The sequence below is a fragment of the Scandinavium tedordense genome (assembly GCF_024764965.1).
Classification (GTDB): Bacteria; Pseudomonadota; Gammaproteobacteria; order Enterobacterales; family Enterobacteriaceae; genus Scandinavium; species Scandinavium tedordense.
In genome coordinates, this window is sequence record NZ_JALIGG010000055.1 from 176,072 (window position 1) to 195,625 (window position 19,554).

At 55.0% G+C, this 19,554-nt stretch carries 16 protein-coding genes; 8 read left to right on the plus strand and 8 right to left on the minus strand.

The window, feature by feature from the left end; genetic code table 11:
* Window positions 1-2 precede the first annotated feature (2 nt).
* Entirely contained in the window at window positions 3-1,403 is a 1,401-nt protein-coding gene (locus MUU46_RS11810; RefSeq protein ID WP_258965612.1) for an MFS transporter, read from the minus strand.
* A 249-nt stretch (window positions 1,404-1,652) separates the two neighbouring features.
* Between MUU46_RS11810 and MUU46_RS11815 the strand changes: the two genes are divergently transcribed.
* Window positions 1,653-2,474 (plus strand): AraC family transcriptional regulator, encoded by an 822-nt coding sequence (locus tag MUU46_RS11815; RefSeq protein ID WP_258965613.1) that lies wholly within the window; start codon window positions 1,653-1,655, stop codon window positions 2,472-2,474.
* A 110-nt stretch (window positions 2,475-2,584) separates the two neighbouring features.
* Here MUU46_RS11815 and avtA read toward each other — a convergent pair whose 3' ends face one another.
* Together avtA and MUU46_RS11825 are read right to left on the minus strand one after the other, a co-directional pair.
* Window positions 2,585-3,838 carry a valine--pyruvate transaminase gene (gene avtA, locus MUU46_RS11820; RefSeq protein WP_258965614.1) on the minus strand — a complete coding sequence of 418 codons (1,254 nt, stop codon included), beginning with the start codon at window positions 3,836-3,838 and terminating at the stop codon, window positions 2,585-2,587.
* Window positions 3,839-3,992: 154 nt separating this feature from the next.
* Window positions 3,993-6,023: an alpha-amylase gene (locus tag MUU46_RS11825; protein WP_258965615.1), complete on the minus strand. Its 2,031-nt coding sequence runs from the start codon at window positions 6,021-6,023 to the stop codon at window positions 3,993-3,995.
* 314 nt (window positions 6,024-6,337) lie between these two features.
* Between MUU46_RS11825 and MUU46_RS11830 the strand changes: the two genes are divergently transcribed.
* Window positions 6,338-7,156, plus strand: coding sequence for a protein bax (locus MUU46_RS11830; protein ID WP_159757213.1), 819 nt, complete (start codon window positions 6,338-6,340; stop codon window positions 7,154-7,156).
* Window positions 7,157-7,222: 66 nt separating this feature from the next.
* On the opposite strand, the gene xylR is transcribed toward MUU46_RS11830, so the two are convergent.
* The 4 genes from xylR to xylF form a co-directional block, all read right to left on the minus strand.
* Complete coding sequence (gene xylR, locus MUU46_RS11835; protein WP_159757216.1) at window positions 7,223-8,401, minus strand: D-xylose utilization transcriptional activator XylR; 1,179 nt, start codon at window positions 8,399-8,401, stop codon at window positions 7,223-7,225.
* 71 nt (window positions 8,402-8,472) lie between these two features.
* Complete coding sequence (gene xylH, locus MUU46_RS11840) at window positions 8,473-9,654, minus strand: xylose ABC transporter permease XylH (RefSeq protein ID WP_159757219.1); 1,182 nt, start codon at window positions 9,652-9,654, stop codon at window positions 8,473-8,475.
* Window positions 9,632-11,173 carry a xylose ABC transporter ATP-binding protein gene (locus MUU46_RS11845; protein ID WP_258965616.1) on the minus strand — a complete coding sequence of 514 codons (1,542 nt, stop codon included), beginning with the start codon at window positions 11,171-11,173 and terminating at the stop codon, window positions 9,632-9,634. The genes xylH and MUU46_RS11845 overlap by 23 nt, the downstream gene beginning before the upstream one ends.
* A 61-nt stretch (window positions 11,174-11,234) precedes the next feature.
* On the minus strand, window positions 11,235-12,227 hold the full coding sequence (xylF, locus tag MUU46_RS11850; protein WP_159757757.1) for a D-xylose ABC transporter substrate-binding protein: 993 nt from the start codon (window positions 12,225-12,227) through the stop codon (window positions 11,235-11,237).
* A gap of 373 nt (window positions 12,228-12,600) precedes the next feature.
* Here xylF and xylA point away from each other — a divergent pair, with 373 nt between their 5' ends.
* From xylA to MUU46_RS11870, 4 genes are all read left to right on the plus strand, one after another.
* Window positions 12,601-13,923, plus strand: a complete 1,323-nt coding sequence (gene xylA / locus MUU46_RS11855) for a xylose isomerase (protein ID WP_258965617.1) — start codon at window positions 12,601-12,603, stop codon at window positions 13,921-13,923.
* A gap of 89 nt (window positions 13,924-14,012) precedes the next feature.
* Complete coding sequence (gene xylB, locus MUU46_RS11860; RefSeq protein ID WP_258965618.1) at window positions 14,013-15,467, plus strand: xylulokinase; 1,455 nt, start codon at window positions 14,013-14,015, stop codon at window positions 15,465-15,467.
* Window positions 15,468-15,556: 89 nt separating this feature from the next.
* Window positions 15,557-16,096 (plus strand): isochorismatase family protein, encoded by a 540-nt coding sequence (locus MUU46_RS11865; RefSeq protein WP_258965619.1) that lies wholly within the window; start codon window positions 15,557-15,559, stop codon window positions 16,094-16,096.
* Complete coding sequence (locus tag MUU46_RS11870) at window positions 16,093-17,049, plus strand: GlxA family transcriptional regulator (RefSeq protein ID WP_258965620.1); 957 nt, start codon at window positions 16,093-16,095, stop codon at window positions 17,047-17,049. The genes MUU46_RS11865 and MUU46_RS11870 overlap by 4 nt, the downstream gene beginning before the upstream one ends.
* Here MUU46_RS11870 and MUU46_RS11875 read toward each other — a convergent pair.
* Window positions 17,005-18,000 (minus strand): acyltransferase, encoded by a 996-nt coding sequence (locus tag MUU46_RS11875; protein ID WP_258965621.1) that lies wholly within the window; start codon window positions 17,998-18,000, stop codon window positions 17,005-17,007. The two genes, MUU46_RS11870 and MUU46_RS11875, sit on opposite strands and share 45 nt — an antisense overlap.
* Window positions 18,001-18,204: 204 nt before the next feature.
* On the opposite strand from MUU46_RS11875, the gene MUU46_RS11880 reads away from it, so the two are divergent.
* Both MUU46_RS11880 and glyQ read left to right on the plus strand, forming a co-directional pair.
* On the plus strand, window positions 18,205-18,489 hold the full coding sequence (locus MUU46_RS11880; RefSeq protein WP_374685006.1) for a YsaB family lipoprotein: 285 nt from the start codon (window positions 18,205-18,207) through the stop codon (window positions 18,487-18,489).
* Between the two features lie 148 nt (window positions 18,490-18,637).
* On the plus strand, window positions 18,638-19,549 hold the full coding sequence (glyQ, locus tag MUU46_RS11885; protein ID WP_110510263.1) for a glycine--tRNA ligase subunit alpha: 912 nt from the start codon (window positions 18,638-18,640) through the stop codon (window positions 19,547-19,549).
* Window positions 19,550-19,554: the final 5 nt, after the last annotated feature.

Below are 19,554 nucleotides of genomic sequence, written 5' to 3' on the forward strand. Positions count from 1 at the left end.
CCTTAAGACTGAACATGGCGCACACGCAGGTCGGTGGCAATGCGCGACATCATAGGGTTATTGAGTTTGCAGGTGCGCAGGGTGAAGGCCAGCAGCAAGTGGAACACCGCAGGTAATAGCGTTTCCATCGCGGTCATGCCGTGCAGCGAGGCCGCGGTCTGGTTCCCGGCGCCGGGTTGATAGGCGACGAAGATGAATACCAGGCTGACGATCCCGGCGCTGGACGCCCAGGCGAGCTTGATGCAGAAAAGGTTAAAGGCGAAGTTCATGCCAGATGAACGCACGCCGGTTTTCCACTCGCCGTAGTCGTCGGCAAAGGCCATCAGACCGAAGTGCAGCGGCAGTGTGAAGCCGAGAATGATGCCGTTGCCGAGAATAACGACCAGCCACAGTGTCTGCCATGCCGGGCCGACGGGCAGGAACCACATCGCTACCGCTAACACGGCTAAAACCAAGTTGGTGTAATAGTAAAGTTTTACCGTATCGACGCGTTTTGTCAGCGGATTGACGACGATCGCGCCGAGAATAGAGGCGAATGTCACCATCGTGAAGAACAATAAGGTGTACGCCGTACTGCCCTGTAAAACGTAGGTGATGAAATACATGTAGCCGCCGCCGCGGATGTTGAACACGTTGATCAGCAGGAAGGACATCACCAGCATCAGCAGCAACTGGTCGTTTTTACGCAGTCCGGCAATGTGCTGGCGGAGGGTAAACTGACCCATGGTGTCCAGCGGCACCCGTTCACGCACCCAGAAGAAGCAGCACAGGAACATCACCACCGCCACCGCACACAGAATGCTGACGCCCATCTGCCAGCCATGCGCGACGTTGCCTTTGCCGAGCGCAGACACCAGCCACGGCAGCCCGACGGAGACTAAAAAGCCCGCCACGCCGCACAGCACAAAGCGCCAGGACTGACAGGCCAGCACTTCGGAATGGCGCGTGGTCATGGTGTTGATCAGCGCGCAGTACGGCACGTTGATGGCGGTATAGCTCACCGAAAGCAGCAGATAGGTGCCGAATGCCCAGAGAATTTTCATGTTCATGCTGACGTCTGGCACGGTGAACGTCAGCACGCCGATGAGTCCAATCGGCACCGCAATCCACAGCTGCCATGGACGAAAGCGTCCCCAGCGGCTTTGGGTACGGTCGGCGATGACGCCCATTATCGGGTCCGAAATGGCGTCAAAGACGCGCAGTGCGATGAATAAGGTGCCGACCAGCGCCGGAGTCAGGCCGAAAACGTCGGTATAGAAAAAGGTCAAAAAGTTCATGATCAGACAGGTGATGACGGTGCCACCGGCATCGCCCAGTCCGTAACCGATTTTTTCTCGTGTCGACAGCACCTCGTTGGCGGTGTGTTGTGCGAGTTCGGTTTGCGTAATCGGAGCAGAAGTCATTGAAAACTCCTCACGTAGGTCAGGGTGCGTGGCCCGCTTTTGGGCGGGCTTATTGTGTGTTTTGCAAGGTACCTGATCCATTCTGCCTGGAATCGCGCGCCCAACAAGGGAAGGGGAAAGTAGAAAAAGATGACGATTCCGACCTGATGCACAAAGTGTGATCGTGATCCGGTAGAATGGATATTTTTGATTAATAATCAAAGACAAGAAGTGATTTCTGTACGCTAAAAAGCGAGAAAGTGAATATCCATGATTGAATTATCCATAGCGTTTCCGATTCGAGTTCAGAACGGAGGGTTATTTATTTCGCGCGGTGTGGGCAGCCATCCGGCGCGCAAACTGAACTCCTGGGAATTGGTGTTCGTCGAGCGCGGCGAGTTCAAGATCCGTGAAGATGGGCTCTTGTTTCGCGTTCAGGCGGGCGAAAGCCTGTTGCTGCGTCCGGGATGTTGGCACGTGGGTGAAGGGGAGTTTCCGGCGGACCTTAAATTTTACTGGCTGCATTTTGACTGGCTCGACGTCACGCTAAATTCCTCGTTGCGTCAGACGTTGCTCAATATTCCGCAGCACACGGGCGTAAGTTCTCCGTCTTACATCATCTCGCTGTTCCGCCAGTTCCTGAATGAGCAGGAAAATGTGCATCGCAGCATTGCGCTGGAGTGCATTTTGTTGCTGATCCTCCAACAGCTTTCAGCGGCGGGATCGCAGGAAAGTGCGAGCGAAAGCCCCGGTGTGGCGCTGGCCTACCGCGCGCAGCAGACGCTGCGTACGCAGTACCATCTGCCACTTTCTACCTCGCAGCTGGCAAAAGAACTGCATTGCAGTGCGGATTACCTCGGGCGCGTTTACCGACGTACGTTTGGTTTAACGCTGACCGAAGCGCTCCATCGCCAGCGGGTGATAGCGGCGGAAAAAATGCTGATCAGTGATTCACTGTCGTTGAAAGAGGTGGCCAGCCGCTGTGGGTTTAGCGATACCGGCTATTTCAGGCAGATATTCCGCAAGCACACCGGGCTGACGCCGGCGGCATGGAAGCGGCGTTATTGCAAAGAGCATATCAATTCAGGCTAACCGTAACTTTCTGACGGATAACGATAAGACATTACCATTCCAGCTTAAAGACAGACTGTCACACCCGTTGCGGGTCATCAGCTGGCTGTGACAGGCTGACGTGTCCTGAATCAGACATTTTCCTGCCAGGCTTTTTCGACTTCTTCAGCCAGAATTTTGATCCCAGCCTCGATTTTCTGCGGATCCGGCACGTAATTCATGCGCATACACTGGTGCGTGTGCGGCCACGGTTTATCGAGCCCCGGGAAGAAGAAGTCGCCAGGCACCATCAGTACTCCGCGCTTTTTCAGGCGCTGGTACAAAATTTCAGTGGTGATGGGCAGGTCTTTAAACCACAGCCACAGGAAAATCGCGCCTTCTGGCTTGTGGATCAGGCAGCGTTCTTCCGGCAAATAACGACGAAGGGTGGCAATCGTTTCTTGAACGCGCTGGTAGTAGAACGGTTTGATGACCGTTTCTGACAGCCGCAGCAGGTCTTTTCGCTGGATCATTTCGCACATCATTGCCGGGCCAATACCGCCAGGGGAGAGGCTGATGATGCCGTTCATGTTGCTGATAGCGCTGATGATTTTTTCATTGGCAATAATGATGCCGCAGCGGCTACCCGGCAGGCCGAGCTTCGACAGGCTCATGCACAGTACGATATTCGGGTTCCATAGCGGACGCGCTTCGCTAAAAATAATACCCGGGAACGGCACGCCATAGGCGTTATCAATGACCAGCGGAATACCGTGCTGATTGGCCAGCGCATCGAGTTTCAACAGCTCTTCGTCAGTGATGACGTTGCCCGTCGGGTTGGTCGGCCGGGAAACGCAGATCATCCCGGTTTCATCGGTAACGCGGAGGTGCTCGAAATCAACGTGATACTTAAACTGGCCTTCTGGCAGCAGCTCGATATTCGGTCGCGCGGAGACAAACAGGTCTTCTTCAAGGCCAGAATCGGCATAACCAATGTATTCCGGCGTCAGCGGGAACAGGACTTTGCGGGTGGTTCCATCGGCGCGACGGCCAGCGAAGAGGTTAAACAAGTAGAAAAATGCGCTCTGACTGCCATTTGTTAGTGCAATATTCTGTGGTCCGATATCCCAGCCGAGCTCTTCACGCAGCATGGTCGACAGGGCGGCCAGCAGTTCGGTTTTGCCCTGCGGACCGTCATAGTTACACAGCGCTTCAGTGGCTTTGCCGCTTTCCAGCATATCTGCCAGCAGATTCTGGAAGTAGTCGTTCATCTCCGGAATTTGTGCCGGGTTGCCACCGCCAAGCATGATGGCGCCTGGCGTGCGCAGCCCATCGTTGAGATCTTCCATCAGGCGGGTGATGCCGGAATGACGGGTGAATTTGTCGCCGAAAAGTGAAAAAGTCATATGCAGGTGTTCTGTCGGTCTTCTGGGTAGGGGCTAACCATAACCCCTGCGCCAGCGAGGTGCAAACAGGTGAAACATTTCTTCCTTGATTATTTATTCTGCATTTAATGTTTTTTCCGGAATATCACTCTGTTCAACGCGCAGAGTTAGTCCGTCAGGGTTTTGCCGCCCACACTACCATCACTTTATCGCCGTTATGTTCGCGCACGAAACCGTAGCCTTGAGATAGTGTGAGCGTCGTTTGGCGTCCCGCGCCAATCGCCGGATGGCGCGCGCGGAACTGGCCAAGTTTCTGCCAATGAGCGACGGTGGCTGCTTCTTTCCCGGTGATGTCCTGCCAGTTCATGTCTGAGCGCGTACCCTGCAACGGGTCGGAGCCAGTAGGGCCAAACGGGCGGGCGGATTCGTCACCGTAAAATATCTGTACTGCACCCGGGGCAAGCAACAACAATTCCGCGCCTTCACTGCCACCCTCGCGGAACAATCGCGTGTCGTGGGAAGAGAGATAGCTCAGCACGTTGAATTTCTGCAATTTGTCAGCCATTTGCTGCCAGGTGGTGTCGATGTTGGCCAGGCAATTCACCGCTTTTGCCGCCTGTTCCTGGTAATCGAAATTAATCATCGCGTCGAAGCCGTGCTGATAATACGCACTCTGCATCACGCCGTGGCCCCAGGCTTCGCCGGTCATCCAGAATGCGCCATCGTCTGGCGATTTACCCGGATTCGCCTTCTTCCACGCCGCCAGTGCTTCGGTGGCCTGAGTTTTTAGCTGCTGCCAGGCCGGGAGTTCAACGTGTTTGGCGGTATCAATCCGGAAACCATCAATGCCGTAATCCCGCACCCATTGGCTTAACCAGTGCGTCAGATAATCACGCGGCGTGTAGCCTGCAATGGCATTGGCTGCAGTATCCGGTTTGTGCTGATAAAACACCGGCAGGCCAGAAACGGTTGTGGATTCGGTTTTGAGGTCCGGCAGGAAGGCCAGCGACATCGTTAAATCGTCAACGCCGGGGTTGTCGTAGTCGCCAATATCGGTGCGGACCCATTGCTTGCCCCACCATTTTTCCCACGCCGTTTTATCGCTAAAGTTGATGTAATCATTAAAGCTGTGCCAGGTCTGGCCGGGACCGGGTTTCCAGTCGGTCCAGTGCTCGCCGAGGGTTTTCTTCAGCGCATCGCCCTGCAAATAGAGTGCGCCAAACTGGTACGTCTGCATATCGGCCAGCGTGGCATAACCGGTGTGGTTCATCACCACGTCAAACAGAATGCGGATGCCGCGCCTGTGCGCTTCGTCTACCAGACGACGCAGGTCGTCCTCGTTGCCCATGTTGGCGTCGAGTTTTGTCCAGTCCTGCGGGTAATAGCCGTGATAGGCGTAGTGCGGGAAATCCCCTTTAGTGCCACCCCCGACCCAGCCGTGAATTTGCTCCAGCGGCGAGCTAATCCACAGCGCATTGACCCCGAGTTGCTGAAGATAATCGAGTTTACGGGTCAGCCCCTGCAAATCGCCGCCGTGAAATGTACCGATCTCCTGCAAACCGTCACTGTGACGTCCGTAACTGTGGTCGTTATCCTGATTGCCGTTTACATAGCGGTCGGTCAATACGAAATAGACCGTGGCGTTATGCCAGTCGAAAGCGGCGGGTTGGCGTGTTTGCGCGTTTTCCAGCAGCAGCAGGCCATTGCTACCGTCGGCAGGCTGCATAGTGATTTTGCCGTCTTTCACCGCCGCGGTTTTTCCACTGTAAAAATCGCGGACCGTGCTGCCTTCTGCGAAGATCTTGCTGACATCCAGCGTGAGCGGTTTACCGTCCCAGCGCGGGCACTGGCGTATTTCCACACTGGCAGTTGTCGCAGCCTCGCTTTTGACGCTTAGCATCAGCGTCGGCGTACCGGAGCGAGTATCCACCGCCAGCGTATACTCGCCGTCGCGGAACAGTCGCCACTGTGGTGCATCGCCGTGGCAGGGCTCAAGCGACAGCATTTCATTCAGTTTGATCGCCGAAGCGGGCTGCCAGCACTGTTGGTCAAGATGCAACGTCAATGGATGTGTACCCTTCGTCAGCGTTTTCTGACTGACAAACGTCCCGCTACCTTCAGGTTTGAACGCAGGGAAATCCGGGGCGGTCCAGCCAGCGATGGCGGCACCGGGCAGCAGAAGCAGTACAACAGCAGCAAGTTTCATGGCGTTCACCTGAAAACAGTTTTGTGCATTTTGCCAGTTGCCACGGCGTTATCCCTCCTCCTGAACTGACATTCCAGGGGAGGACGTCGCAGGGTGAGTGATCTGCTTCTAATGAGAATAAAAATTTCTGCGATTAAGCGTTGAATTTCAGACTTATGAATCGAAAGAATGCCCTTCGTGCAGAACCTCGTTTAGGAATTTGCTTATATCTTAGGGTGCGCTGCCGGAGTATTTTTGGTACTATTCGCGATTCATTTCGCAGTTATATGCATAATTCAAGGTGTTGGAATGTTTCTATCCGACCAGGAGACCTAATGATATCGACTCCCATTCGACGATATGGGGCCGCGATACTCATGTTACTCACCGGTGTATTTTCAGGTGGGGTGCTGGCAACAACGCACACAGCAACAACGAGTCACAAAGCTCCAGTAATAAAGACCAGTAGTAGTAGCAAGGTAAGCAGTAAACAAGAGTATTCTCGCAATAGTGCAAAGAGTAGTTCACTTCCTGATTTGCGAAAATACCCTTCCGGAACACCTCGTAAAAAAGCGTTTCTCCGGACTGTAATGCCTTATATTACCAGTCAAAATGCAGCAATCACCGCCGATCGTAACTGGCTTGTTTCTAAACAGTACGATGGTCGCTGGTCGCCGACAGAGCGTTCGCGTCTGAAAGGTATAACTCAGCGCTACAAAATCAGATGGTCCGGGAATACGCGTAAAATTCCATGGAACTCGCTGCTTGAGCGCGTGGATATCATTCCTGGCAGCATGGTTGCGACCATGGCCGCAGCAGAAAGCGGTTGGGGCACCTCGAAGCTCGCACGTAACAACAATAATCTGTTCGGCATGAAGTGTGGTCGTGGCAAATGCGCGGGTAAAGTGAAAGGCTACTCGCACTTTGACTCTGTCAAAGAGTCTGTAGATGCCTATGTGGTGAACCTGAACACGCATGCGGCTTATAAGTCATTCCGTAAGTCCCGTGCGCAGTTGCGTAAAACGGACCAGGAAGTGACGGCCAGCGCGATGATCCACAAGCTGAAAGGTTATTCGACCCGCGGGTCGAGCTACAATAACTTCTTGTTCAGTATGTACCAGGATAATCAGCGCCTGATTGCGGCTCACATGTAATCACGCTCTGCCTGATATCGCTAAAGAACGCCTTCCATCGGAAGGCGTTTTTGTTTTCTGCGCAAGCTACACCAGCGCTTCACCGAAGCGTTCGCGATATTCTTTGGGCGTGGTGTCGTATTCCTTTTTAAACACCGAATAGAAATATTGTAGCGACGGATAGCCACACATCTGCGAGATCTCGTTGATGGATAAGGACGTCGACACCAGCAAGCTGCGCGCTTTTTCCAGTTTCTCGCTGTGAATAACGGCGTGAATGGTTTCGCCCACTTCCTCTTTAAAGCGTTTCTCCAGATTGGAACGCGAAATACCCACCGCATCCAGCACCTGTTCCACCTTAATGCCCTTGCAGGCGTTATTGCGGATGTAGTGCATCGCCTGAATCACCGCCGGATCGTCGAGAGAACGATAATCCGTGGATCGCCGCTCAATCACACGCACCGGCGGGACCAGCAGGCGTTGCAGCGGCAGCTCTTCGTTATCCAACAGACGGTGCAGCAGTTTGGCGGCCTGATAGCCCATCTGTCGTGTGCCCTGCGCCACGGATGAGAGCGCCACGCGAGACAGATAGCGCGTCAGTTCTTCGTTATCGATACCAATCACACACAGCTTTTCCGGCACCGGAATATGCAGATGTTCACAGGCCTGTAAGATGTGACGCGCACGGGCGTCGGTCACGGCGATAATCCCGGTTTGCGGCGGCAGCGTTTGCAGCCAGTCGGCCAGTCGATTTTGCGCATGCTGCCAGTTATCCGGCGCGGTTTCCTGGCCCTGATACACCACGCCGCGGTATTTCTCTTTCGCCACAATCTGGCAAAACGCATGCTCGCGTTCGACTGCCCAGCGCTTGCCGCTGGAGGAGGGCAGGCCATAAAAAGCAAAGCGATGAACGCCTTTTTCCTTCAGATGTAAAAACGCGCTTTCTACCAGGGCATGGTTATCGGTCGCGATATAGTGAACCGGAGGATAGTGCTCCGGACGATGATACGAACCGCCAACGCCGACGATAGGTACTTCAACATCGCCGAGCAGGGCTTCGATTATCGGATCGTCAAAGTCGGCGATAACGCCGTCACCGAGACATTCCTTTATGTTTTCAATGCGGGCGCGAAAATCCTCTTCGATAAAAATATCCCATTCCGACTGGGACGCCTGTAAGTACTCGCCCACGCCTTCTACAACCTGACGGTCATAGGCTTTGTTGGCGTTGAATAACAGCGTGACCCGGTGGCGCTTTTCAAACATGTTTTGCTTTCCTGAAGAAACAAGGATGGCGAGACCCGAAAGTGTCGCCATCGTAGCGGAAGTTGCCGCGATCAGGCCCGCCGCTTAGTGGCAGAATCCATCCACACCGCCAGCAGTAAAATGGCGCCCTTAACGATATATTGCCAGAAAGTTGGCACGTCCATCATGCTCATTCCGTTATCCAGCGCTGACATGATAAATGCCCCCATGACTGCGCCCGCGACGCTGCCCACGCCGCCTGCAAGGCTGGTGCCGCCAATCACACAGGCAGCAATGGCGTCGAGTTCGGCGATGTTCCCGGCGGATGGAGAACCAGCCCCCAGGCGCGAGCTCAAAATAAGCCCGGCAATGGCCACCATCAGGCCGTTAATCGCGAATACCGCGAGTTTGGTACGTTCCACGTTAATGCCTGACAACCGGGCGGCTTCCAGATTACCGCCAATGGCATAAATGCGCCGACCAAACGCCGTGCGGGTGGCCATAAACATTCCTGCCAGCAGCAGCAGGGCGAGGATCAGTACCGGCGTCGGCACACCGCGATAATCGTTCAGCATCCAGACCGCGCCGAGGGCAATCACCGCAGTAATGGCCTGACGCCCCACTACGCGCGTGGATGCAGGGTTACTCAGCCCGAGCGCCTGGCGACGCATACGCCCGCGCCATTGCCAGGCGACGAATACGAACAGGCCCAGCACACCAATGACAAAACCAATGCCGTCGGGAAGATAGCTCTGACCGATTTGCGACATCGCCGTGCTGGTGGGTGAGACCGTGGTACCGTTGGTGATGCCAATCAGGATGCCGCGAAACGCCAACATACCGGCCAGGGTGACGATAAACGACGGGACTTTCCGGTAGGCCACCCACCATCCGTTCCAGGCACCTAACACCAGCCCCAGCGCCAGCGTGACCACAATCGTCAACGGCAGCGGCCAGCCGAGCCAGACATCGAAAATGGCGGCGACACCGCCCAGCAGGCCCATCATCGAGCCGACCGATAAATCGATTTCTGCGGAGATAATGACGAACACCATCCCGACCGCCAGAATCCCGGTGATAGCGGTCTGGCGCAGCAGGTTCGAGACGTTACGCGCGCTGAGATACGATCCGTCGGTGGTCCAGGTGAAGAACAGCATGATCGCCACGATCGCCGCGATCATCACAAACACCTGCAAATTGAGTTTTTTTATCCCGGCGAAGGCGGCGGGCCTTTGCACGTCGAGCTTCAGTTCAGACGGCGTGTTTTTCGACATGACGCTCACTCCTCAGGGCCGCTTCCATTACTTTTTCCTGCGTCAGTTGATGGTTGACCAGGTCCGCTTTCAGTTTGCCTTCATGCATCACCAGCACGCGGTCGCTCAGGCCAAGCACTTCCGGCAGTTCGGAAGAGATGACAATGACCGCGATGCCCTGCTGCACCAGCTGATTAATCAGTTTGTAGATTTCGTATTTCGCGCCGATATCAATGCCACGCGTCGGTTCATCGAGGATCAGAATGCGAGGATTGAGCAGCAGGCAGCGGGCAAGAATCGCCTTTTGCTGATTGCCGCCACTGAGCCTGCCAATGGCCAGCTCGGGTGACGAGGTTTTCACTTTCAGCCGCGAGAGTGATTGCAGAATGCAGTTCTGCTCTGCGGCGTCATCCAGCGTGCTGAGTGGTCCGGAGAACTGGTTCAGCGCCGCCAGAGTGATATTTTTCCCAACCGCCATCACCGGCACAATGCCGTCTTTCTTGCGGTCCTCTGGAACCATCGCAATGCCGTGGGCTATCGCCTGCTGGCAGTTCTCGATATTCACGGCTTTACCGTCGATAAACACGCTCCCTTCCCAGCGCCCGCGCCAGACGCCAAACAGGCACTGGACTGCTTCGGTGCGTCCGGCTCCGACCAGCCCCGCGATACCGAGAATTTCCCCGCGTCGCAGCGAGAAGGAGATGTCATTCACCCGCTTGATATGACGATTGACCGGATGCCAGGCGGTGAGGTGTTCTACCCGCAGGATTTCTTCGCCGGGCGTGTGCGGCTCGTTGGGATACAGCGCCGTCAATTCGCGACCGACCATCATGGTGATAATGTCGTCTTCGCTCATGCCGTTTGCGTCGCGGGTGCCGATGTGCTGCCCATCGCGGATCACGCAAATGGTGTCGGAAATAGCCTTCACTTCGTTGAGCTTGTGCGAAATATAGATACAGGCGATGTCATGATTTTGCAGATCGCGAATGATATTCAGCAGAATTGCCGTTTCTTGTTCGGTCAGCGAGGCGGTCGGTTCATCCAGAATCAGCAGCCGCACCTGCTTGTTCAGCGCTTTGGCGATTTCTACCAGTTGCTGTTGCCCGAGGCCTAAATCACCGACGCGGGTATCGGGCGAAATGGCGAGGCTCACCTGCGCGAGAAGTTTCTCGCAGCGCAGCGTCATATGGTCGTAATCGAGAATGCCGTAGCGGGTGATTTCTGCGCCTAAAAAGATGTTTTCCAGCACCGTCAGATGCTTAATCAGTGCCAGCTCCTGATGAATGATGGCAATGCCCCGACGTTCGGTATCGCGAATGTGCGCGGCGTGCACCGGTTCTCCGGCAAACACGATTTCACCGTTGTAGGTGCCGTGAGGATAAATTCCGCACAGGACTTTCATCAGCGTTGATTTGCCTGAGCCATTCTCACCGCACAGAGAAACCACTTCCCCGGCGTTCAACCGCAGACTGACATTATCAACGGCCTTTACCGACCCGAAGGCTTTGGTAATGCTCTTCATTTCAAGTAAATAAGGCATGGCGACTCCACGTAGCGTTCCACGTAAAAAGAAAATGCCCCTCGGTGAGGGGCGCGCGGAATTACAGCTCGCTCTTCTTGTGGAAGCCGTCTTTAATCACGGTCTGGTCGATATTGGTCTTATTGACTTCAATCGGCGTGAGCAGACGCGCAGGCACGTCTTTCAGCCCGTTATTGAGCGTGGTGTCTGATTTCGGCTGCTGTCCGTTGCCAAGCTCAACCGCGATTTCAGCCGCAGTGGTGGCAAGCTGGGTGATAGGTTTATAAACCGTCATCGTCTGGGTGCCCGCGATAATGCGTTTCACCCCGGCGAGGTCAGCATCCTGGCCGGAAATGGCGACTTTCCCCGCCAGCCCCTGTGCGCTCAGCGCCTGAATCGCGCCCCCGGCGGTGGCGTCATTCGAGGCCACTACCGCGTCAATCTTGTTATTGTTGGCGGTCAGCGCGTTTTCCATAATTTTCAGCGCATTTTCAGGCAACCAGCCGTCGGCCCACTGATCGCCCACCACTTTAATTTTGCCGTCGTCGATGAACGGTTTCAGGACTTTCATCTGCCCGGCGCGGAACAGCTTCGCGTTGTTATCCACCGGCGATCCACCCATCAGGAAGTAGTTCCCGGTCGGCACTTTGTTGACCAGGCTCTGGGCCTGCATTTCACCGACTTTTTCATTATCAAAGGAAATATAGAAATCAATATCGGCGTTATTAATCATGCGGTCATAGGCCAATACTTTAATACCTTCCTGTTTCGCCTCTTTAATAACGTTACTTAAAACTTGCCCGTTATAAGGAATGATAACAAGCACATCCACGCCGCGGTTGATCATATTTTCAATCTGCGACATTTGTGTTTCTTCATTACCATTTGCGGATTGTACAAATACTTTTGCACCTAAGGATTCGGCTTTATGAACAAATATGTCGCGATCTTTTTGCCAGCGTTCCAGACGCAGATCATCGATAGCCATTCCGATTTTTACTTCTTTGGCGATGCCCGCGAAACTGGTCAGCAGCAGGGAGGCACAAAGGGTGAGGCAAAGGTTCTTTATCTTCATCATCGTAGGGCCTTTTGTAGGTTTTGAAGGTGCTGAGATTGGCGATAAAAGAAACAAATACGTAGGGTACGACGCAAATTTTTAGCACGAGTGGGATTAATGGCAATTACAGATTTTTATCTTCTGGTTACGATATTTGGTTTCTTTTCTAATTTATGACCGTGATCTGATTTTAAATCGTTTCAGCTATTTGTTGCATTGTTGTTCTGGCGATGGGCTGAAAAATGCGGCTTTAGCCTAATTATTTTGCGAGCCAGCGCACGTTTGTGCATTCTCTTAATCGCAGTGTGAAATAACGTAATTGAGCAACCGCGAAACAGGTAACAGTATTACGACACAACCTGGTATTCGCCGCGTTAAATGGAGTTCAATTATGCAAGCTTATTTCGACCAACTCGACAGAGTCCGTTACGAAGGCCCGAAAACGCAAAATCCGCTGGCCTTCCGCCACTACAACCCGGACGAGCTGGTGCTCGGCAAGCGCATGGAAGACCACCTGCGCTTTGCGGCGTGCTACTGGCACACCTTCTGCTGGAACGGTGCCGACATGTTCGGTGTGGGCTCGTTTGATCGCCCATGGCAGCAGCCGGGCGAAGCGCTGGCGCTGGCAAAACGCAAAGCCGACGTGGCGTTTGAGTTCTTCCACAAGCTGAACGTGCCGTATTACTGTTTCCATGATGTGGACGTTTCCCCGGAAGGCGCGTCGCTGAAAGAGTATCTGAACAACTTTGCGCAGATGGTCGATGTGCTGGCAGAAAAACAGCAGCAGACCGGCGTGAAACTGCTGTGGGGCACCGCAAACTGCTTCACAAACCCACGTTATGGCGCAGGTGCGGCCACCAACCCGGATCCGGAAGTGTTCAGCTGGGCGGCCACGCAGGTGGTGACCGCGATGAACGCTACGCATCAGCTGGGCGGTGAAAACTATGTGCTGTGGGGAGGTCGTGAAGGGTATGAATCTTTGCTGAATACCGACCTGCGTCAGGAGCGTGAGCAAATTGGCCGCTTCATGAAGATGGTTGTTGAGCACAAACACAAAATCGGTTTCCGTGGCACGCTGCTTATTGAGCCGAAACCGCAGGAGCCGACTAAGCATCAGTACGATTACGATGCCTCCACAGTGTACGGATTCCTCAAGCAGTTCGGCCTGGAAAAAGAGATCAAGCTGAACATCGAAGCCAACCACGCCACGCTGGCGGGTCATTCGTTCCATCATGAAATTGCGACCGCTATCGCGCTAGGTCTGTTCGGTTCCGTCGATGCTAACCGCGGTGATCCGCAGCTCGGTTGGGATACCGATCAATTCCCAAACAGCGTGGAAGAAAACGCGCTGGTGATGTATGAAATTATCAAGGCGGGTGGTTTCACCACCGGCGGCCTGAACTTTGATGCCAAAGTGCGACGTCAGAGCACCGATAAATACGACCTGTTCTATGGTCACATTGGCGCGATGGACACCATGGCGCTGGCGCTGAAAGTGGCGGCACGCATGATTGAAGACGGCGAGCTGGATAAACGTGTCGCGCGTCGCTATGCGGGCTGGAATGGTGAGCTGGGGCAGCAGATCCTGAAAGGCCAGATGTCGCTGACCGACATTGCGAAGTACGCTGAACAGCATAACCTGGCGCCGCAGCATCAGAGCGGGCATCAGGAATTGCTGGAAAATCTGGTCAATTATTACCTGTTCGACAAGTAATCATTGTTCACCTGGCATGTTGTTGTGTCAGGACCTGAAGCCCGGCAATCGTTGCGTTGCCGGGCATTTTTAATGGAGGAAGCGTCACTATGTATATCGGCATCGATCTCGGAACGTCCGGGGTCAAAGCGATTCTGCTCAGTGAACAGGGCGACGTGCTGGCTTCGCACACTGAGAAGCTGACCGTTTCGCGCCCACATCCGCTGTGGTCCGAGCAGGATCCTGAGAGCTGGTGGCGGGCGACGGACTGTGCGATGAAGGCGTTAGGTGCTCAACATTCACTGGCAGACGTGAAGGCGTTGGGCATTGCCGGGCAAATGCACGGGGCTACGCTGCTTGATAAGCAGCAGCGGATTCTGCGTCCGGCGATTTTATGGAACGATGGCCGCTGTGGCGAAGAGTGCGCGTTGCTGGAGCGCGCGGTGCCTCGCTCGCGGGACATTACCGGCAACCTGATGATGCCGGGTTTCACTGCGCCGAAGCTGTTGTGGGTCAAACGGCATGAGCCTGAGGTATTTAGCCAGGTCGATAAAGTACTGTTGCCAAAAGATTTTCTGCGCTTTCGTATGACCGGCGAGCTTGCCAGTGATATGTCGGACGCGGCGGGCACTATGTGGATGGACGTGGCGCAGCGCGACTGGAGCGACGAAATGCTTCAGGCCTGTGGATTAAGCCGCGACAACATGCCCGCGCTGTTTGAAGGCAGTGAGATTACCGGTACGCTGTTGCCGTCGGTGGCGCAGGCGTGGAACATTCCCGCAGTACCCGTGGTGGCCGGTGGCGGCGATAACGCGGCGGGCGCAGTGGGTGTGGGTATGGCCAATGCCGGCCAGGCGATGCTGTCGCTTGGCACATCAGGCGTCTATTTTGCCGTCAGTAATGGCTTCCTCAGCAAACCGGAAAGTGCAGTGCACAGTTTCTGCCATGCGCTACCGGGTCGTTGGCATCTGATGTCGGTGATGTTAAGCGCCGCATCCTGCCTTGACTGGGCAGCAAAACTGACCGGGCTAGGCGACGTTCCGGCCTTGCTGGCGGCGGCAGAAACGGTGGATAAAAACGCCGAGCCGGTGTGGTTCCTGCCGTACCTGTCCGGGGAGCGGACTCCGCATAACAACCCGAATGCCAAAGGCGTCTTTTTCGGGCTGACGCATCAGCATGGCCCGGCAGAGTTAGCGCTGGCGGTACTGGAAGGCGTGGGCTTTGCGCTGGCTGACGGAATGGACGTGGTGCATGAATGCGGTATCACGCCGAAAAGCGTGACCCTGATTGGCGGTGGCGCGCGCAGCGCATACTGGCGACAAATGCTGGCAGATATCAGCGGCATTGCCCTTGAATATCGTACCGGCGGTGACGTCGGCCCTGCGTTGGGCGCGGCCCGTCTGGCGCAGTTGGCGATGCACCCTGACATTCCGGTGACTGAACTCTTGCCGCAGCTGGCACTCGAGCAAATGCACCAGCCGGATGCAGCCAAAAATGCCGCGTATGCCCCGCGTCGTGACGTCTTCCGTCAACTGTATCAGCAATTAAAACCGCTGATGTCCTGAATGCGCGGATAGCTGTCCTTTTTTGACCTTAGCAAGACGCCTTTTCGTGGCCGCAATGGTTTTATACCGACACGAAAAGGCGTCTGACTATGTCCCGCACCGCCCTGATTAACATTGATACCCAGCAGTCTTTCGAACAGCGTCCGTTCTGGCAGACTGCCGATTTACCGGCGTTTCAGGCCACAATGCTGAAGCTGATTTCAGGCTGCTTGCAGCATAATATTCCGGTGGTCGACATTTTCCACGTCGATGACCAGGGGCCGTTTTCTCTTGAAAGCGGCTTCGTCAAACCAATGTCTTTTTTGCGCCATCAACCCGATGTCATTTTTCATAAACACGTCCATAACGCGTTTACCGACACTGGCCTCGATTTCTGGCTGCGCAGTCGCGATATCAATCACCTGATTATCTGTGGGCTGCGCACCGAACAGTGCTGCGAAACCACCACGCGCGTGGCGTCCGATCTCGGTTATCAGGTGACGTTTGTCACCGAGGCTACGCTGACCTTTCCGATGACGCATAAAGGCGTTACGCTGGATGTTGAGACGCTGCGCCACCGCACGGAAACCGTGCTGGAAGGGCGTTTCGCCACCGTCAAAACCGTAACGGAGACGCTTGAATCGCTATGACTACCGATGTCTGGTTCGTGATGCTGCCTGGCGTGCTGTCGCTTGATATGACCGGCCCGGCAGAGACTTTTGTGCTGGCGGGCGATGCGTTTCGCCTGCATTACATCGGGCCAGACGCGCAGGTGCCGACCTCTATCGGCATGACGATGGGCAACATTCAGCCGCTGCCGGAAACGCTTCCGGTGGGAAGTCTGCTGGTGCTGCCCGGCGTGTGCGATTCAAACCACTACTTTTCCACTCCGCAGGCTGAGTTGGTGCGCCGCTGGCTGACGCGCCAACAGCCCTTGCTACACGCCGGGAAAATCACCCTGATGTGCGTATGTTCCGGTTCGCTGCTGGCGGCGAAAGCCGGGCTGCTGCACGGCGTGCAGTGCACCACTCATCATGACGTGATTACGCGACTGAAGGCCGCCGCACCAGGCGCGATGGTCAAAGAGAACCGAATTTTTATTGAAGATAAGGGCATCTGGACCAGCGCCGGGATCACATCCGGTATCGACCTGGCCCTGCATCTGATAAACCGGCTGTATGGCCCGGAGCGGGCGATGGCGGTGGCACGAGAAATGGTGGTGTGGTTCCGCCGTTCCGGCGACGATCCGCAGCTTTCACCCTGGCTGCGCTATCGCAACCATCTGCATCCGGCGATTCATCGTGCGCAGGATGCGCTTACCGCGGCCCCGCAGCACGCGTGGGCGCTGGTGGATATTGCCGCGCGGGCGCACGTCACCCCGCGCCATCTGACGCGGTTGTTCAAACAGCATCTGGGCGTCAGCGTGCGGGATTATCTCGAACAGCTTAGGCTGGCGCTGGCAGAGCAGCGGTTGTTGCAGGGAAGTGGCGTCGAGCAGGCGGCACAGGCGGCGGGCTTTACCTCTGCCCGCCAGCTGCACCGCGCCCGTCAGCGGGCGTTAGCTGACCAGGCGGCGGGTGTCGATTCGCTGAATCAGCATTGAAAGCAGCAGGCTGCCCGCCAGCGTCGCGCAGAAAATCCACACAATATCCACCAGTGGCCAGCTTTTAAGCTCCAGACCGCTGGAACGCAGCGCGTGAATGACCAGCGCATGAAAACCGTAAATCCCGAGCGAATGCTGTGAAATGGTGCGTAATCCCGGTAGTTCGCGGCCATTTAGCGTGTTTTTCACCAGTGTTAGCAGCGTGACGGCGCAGATGAACACCATCGGCCCGGCATACAGATACCAGGTATCGGCGAAGTTGCCGCGCCATTTCAGTTCGTGCAGCGTTCCGCGTGAGATAACCCACACCGAGGCGGCGAACAGCGCGGCGCACAGCAGCGTCAGCGGTTTTTTGTCGGTGTCCATCATCCCCAGCGCGCGGCCCAGCAGGCCATACAGCACGTAATAAAACGTGTCGCCGTCGATGTATAAATTCACCGGCAGCCATTGAAAACTCCCGGTTTTCAGCGGCACGGTATTTGGGTTCGCCACGATGCCGAGCACAATCATCAGCGCCAGCAACATCCAGCCATTAACACTTTTGACCTGAATCAGCGGCGAAAGCAGGTAAATCACGAAAATCGCGAAGAAAAACCACAGGTGATAGAACACCGGCTTCTGCAGCAAATATTTCAGTGATAGCTCAGCATTGATGTGTGTAAACAATAGGATATATGCCAACGCTACCGTGCTGTAGAACAGCAAACACAGGCCGATGCGCAGGAAGTGACGTGGCTCAGCGCTGCGTTCACCAAAAAACAGATACCCGGAAATCATGAAAAATAGCGGGACGCTGACCCGAGAAGCGGAGTTCAACAGGTTGGCGATATCCCAGTTGAGCGGGCTAATGCTGTGGGCGTTGGTGATATACCAGGTTGTAGTGTGGATCATCACCACCATCAGGCAGGCAATCCCTCGCAGGTTGGTAATCCAGCTAATCTTTCCCGACATCGGTTCCTCAATAATAGGGTGATAAAAAAGTGTGACCTGTGAGTGTAGCCGCTGTCGGCAGGGAAAAATCCGATTTTGCGCGCCTGGCTTGTCGACAAGGGAACGTATTCGCAGAATGCGTGGTCAGAAAATGCATCTCGTCTTAAAAATGACAATAACAGGCAAAGAATAAGGCCGTAATTAAAAATGATGATCAAGTCTGTCATGCCCTTGCTGGTGGTCACGTTGCTGGCAGGATGCAGTACCCAAAAGGCACCCGAACAAAAAGCGCAGCGCGCAAAAGTGGACCCGACAAGCTCGCTCAATATGGAGCACTTGTGTAAGGACAAAGCGGCGGAGCGGTATAATACCGGCGCCCGGAGCGTCGACGTGACAGATTTCGAGCAGTTCCAGGGAAGCTACGAGCTGCGAGGCTTTACGCCACATAAAGAGAGTTTCGTCTGTTCTTTCGATGCAGACGGCCAGTTTTTACACCTTTCGATGCGCTGAGTGGCGGCGATGGCGGGGGGAAAAGTCTGACGTTTCCCCAATATTCCCTCAATTTTCCGCAAACAACTTCCATTCATACTGTATATCTCGCATCCAGCGGGTATACTTGATCCTTCCTTAAATCCACACGTATCCAGCACGAAAAAATATGCAAAAGTTTGATACCAGGACTTTCCAGGGCCTGATCCTGACCTTACAGGATTACTGGGCTCGTCAGGGCTGCACCATTGTTCAACCACTGGACATGGAAGTAGGCGCTGGCACCTCCCATCCGATGACCTGTCTGCGCGCGCTGGGCCCAGAGCCGATGGCCACTGCTTATGTGCAGCCGTCCCGCCGCCCGACCGACGGTCGTTATGGCGAAAACCCGAACCGCTTACAGCACTATTACCAGTTCCAGGTGGTGATTAAGCCATCGCCGGACAACATTCAGGAGCTGTACCTCGGGTCTCTGAAAGAGCTGGGTATGGACCCGACCATTCACGATATTCGCTTCGTGGAAGACAACTGGGAAAACCCTACGCTGGGTGCCTGGGGTCTCGGCTGGGAAGTGTGGCTGAACGGCATGGAAGTGACGCAGTTCACTTATTTCCAGCAGGTTGGCGGTCTCGAGTGTAAGCCGGTTACCGGCGAAATTACCTATGGTCTGGAACGTTTGGCCATGTACATTCAGGGCGTAGACAGCGTTTACGACCTTGTCTGGAGCGACGGCCCGCTGGGTAAAACCACCTACGGCGACGTGTTCCATCAGAACGAAGTGGAGCAATCCACTTACAACTTCGAATACGCGGATGTCGACTTCCTGTTCTCCTGCTTCGAGCAGTATGAGAAAGAAGCGCAACAGCTGCTGGCGCTGGAAAACCCGCTGCCGCTGCCTGCCTACGAGCGTATTCTGAAGGCCGCTCACAGCTTTAACCTGCTGGATGCGCGTAAAGCCATCTCCGTCACCGAGCGTCAGCGCTACATTCTGCGCATTCGCACCTTGACCAAAGCGGTGGCTGAAGCCTATTACGCTTCCCGTGAAGCCCTTGGCTTCCCGCTGTGCAACAAGAATAAATAAGAGGC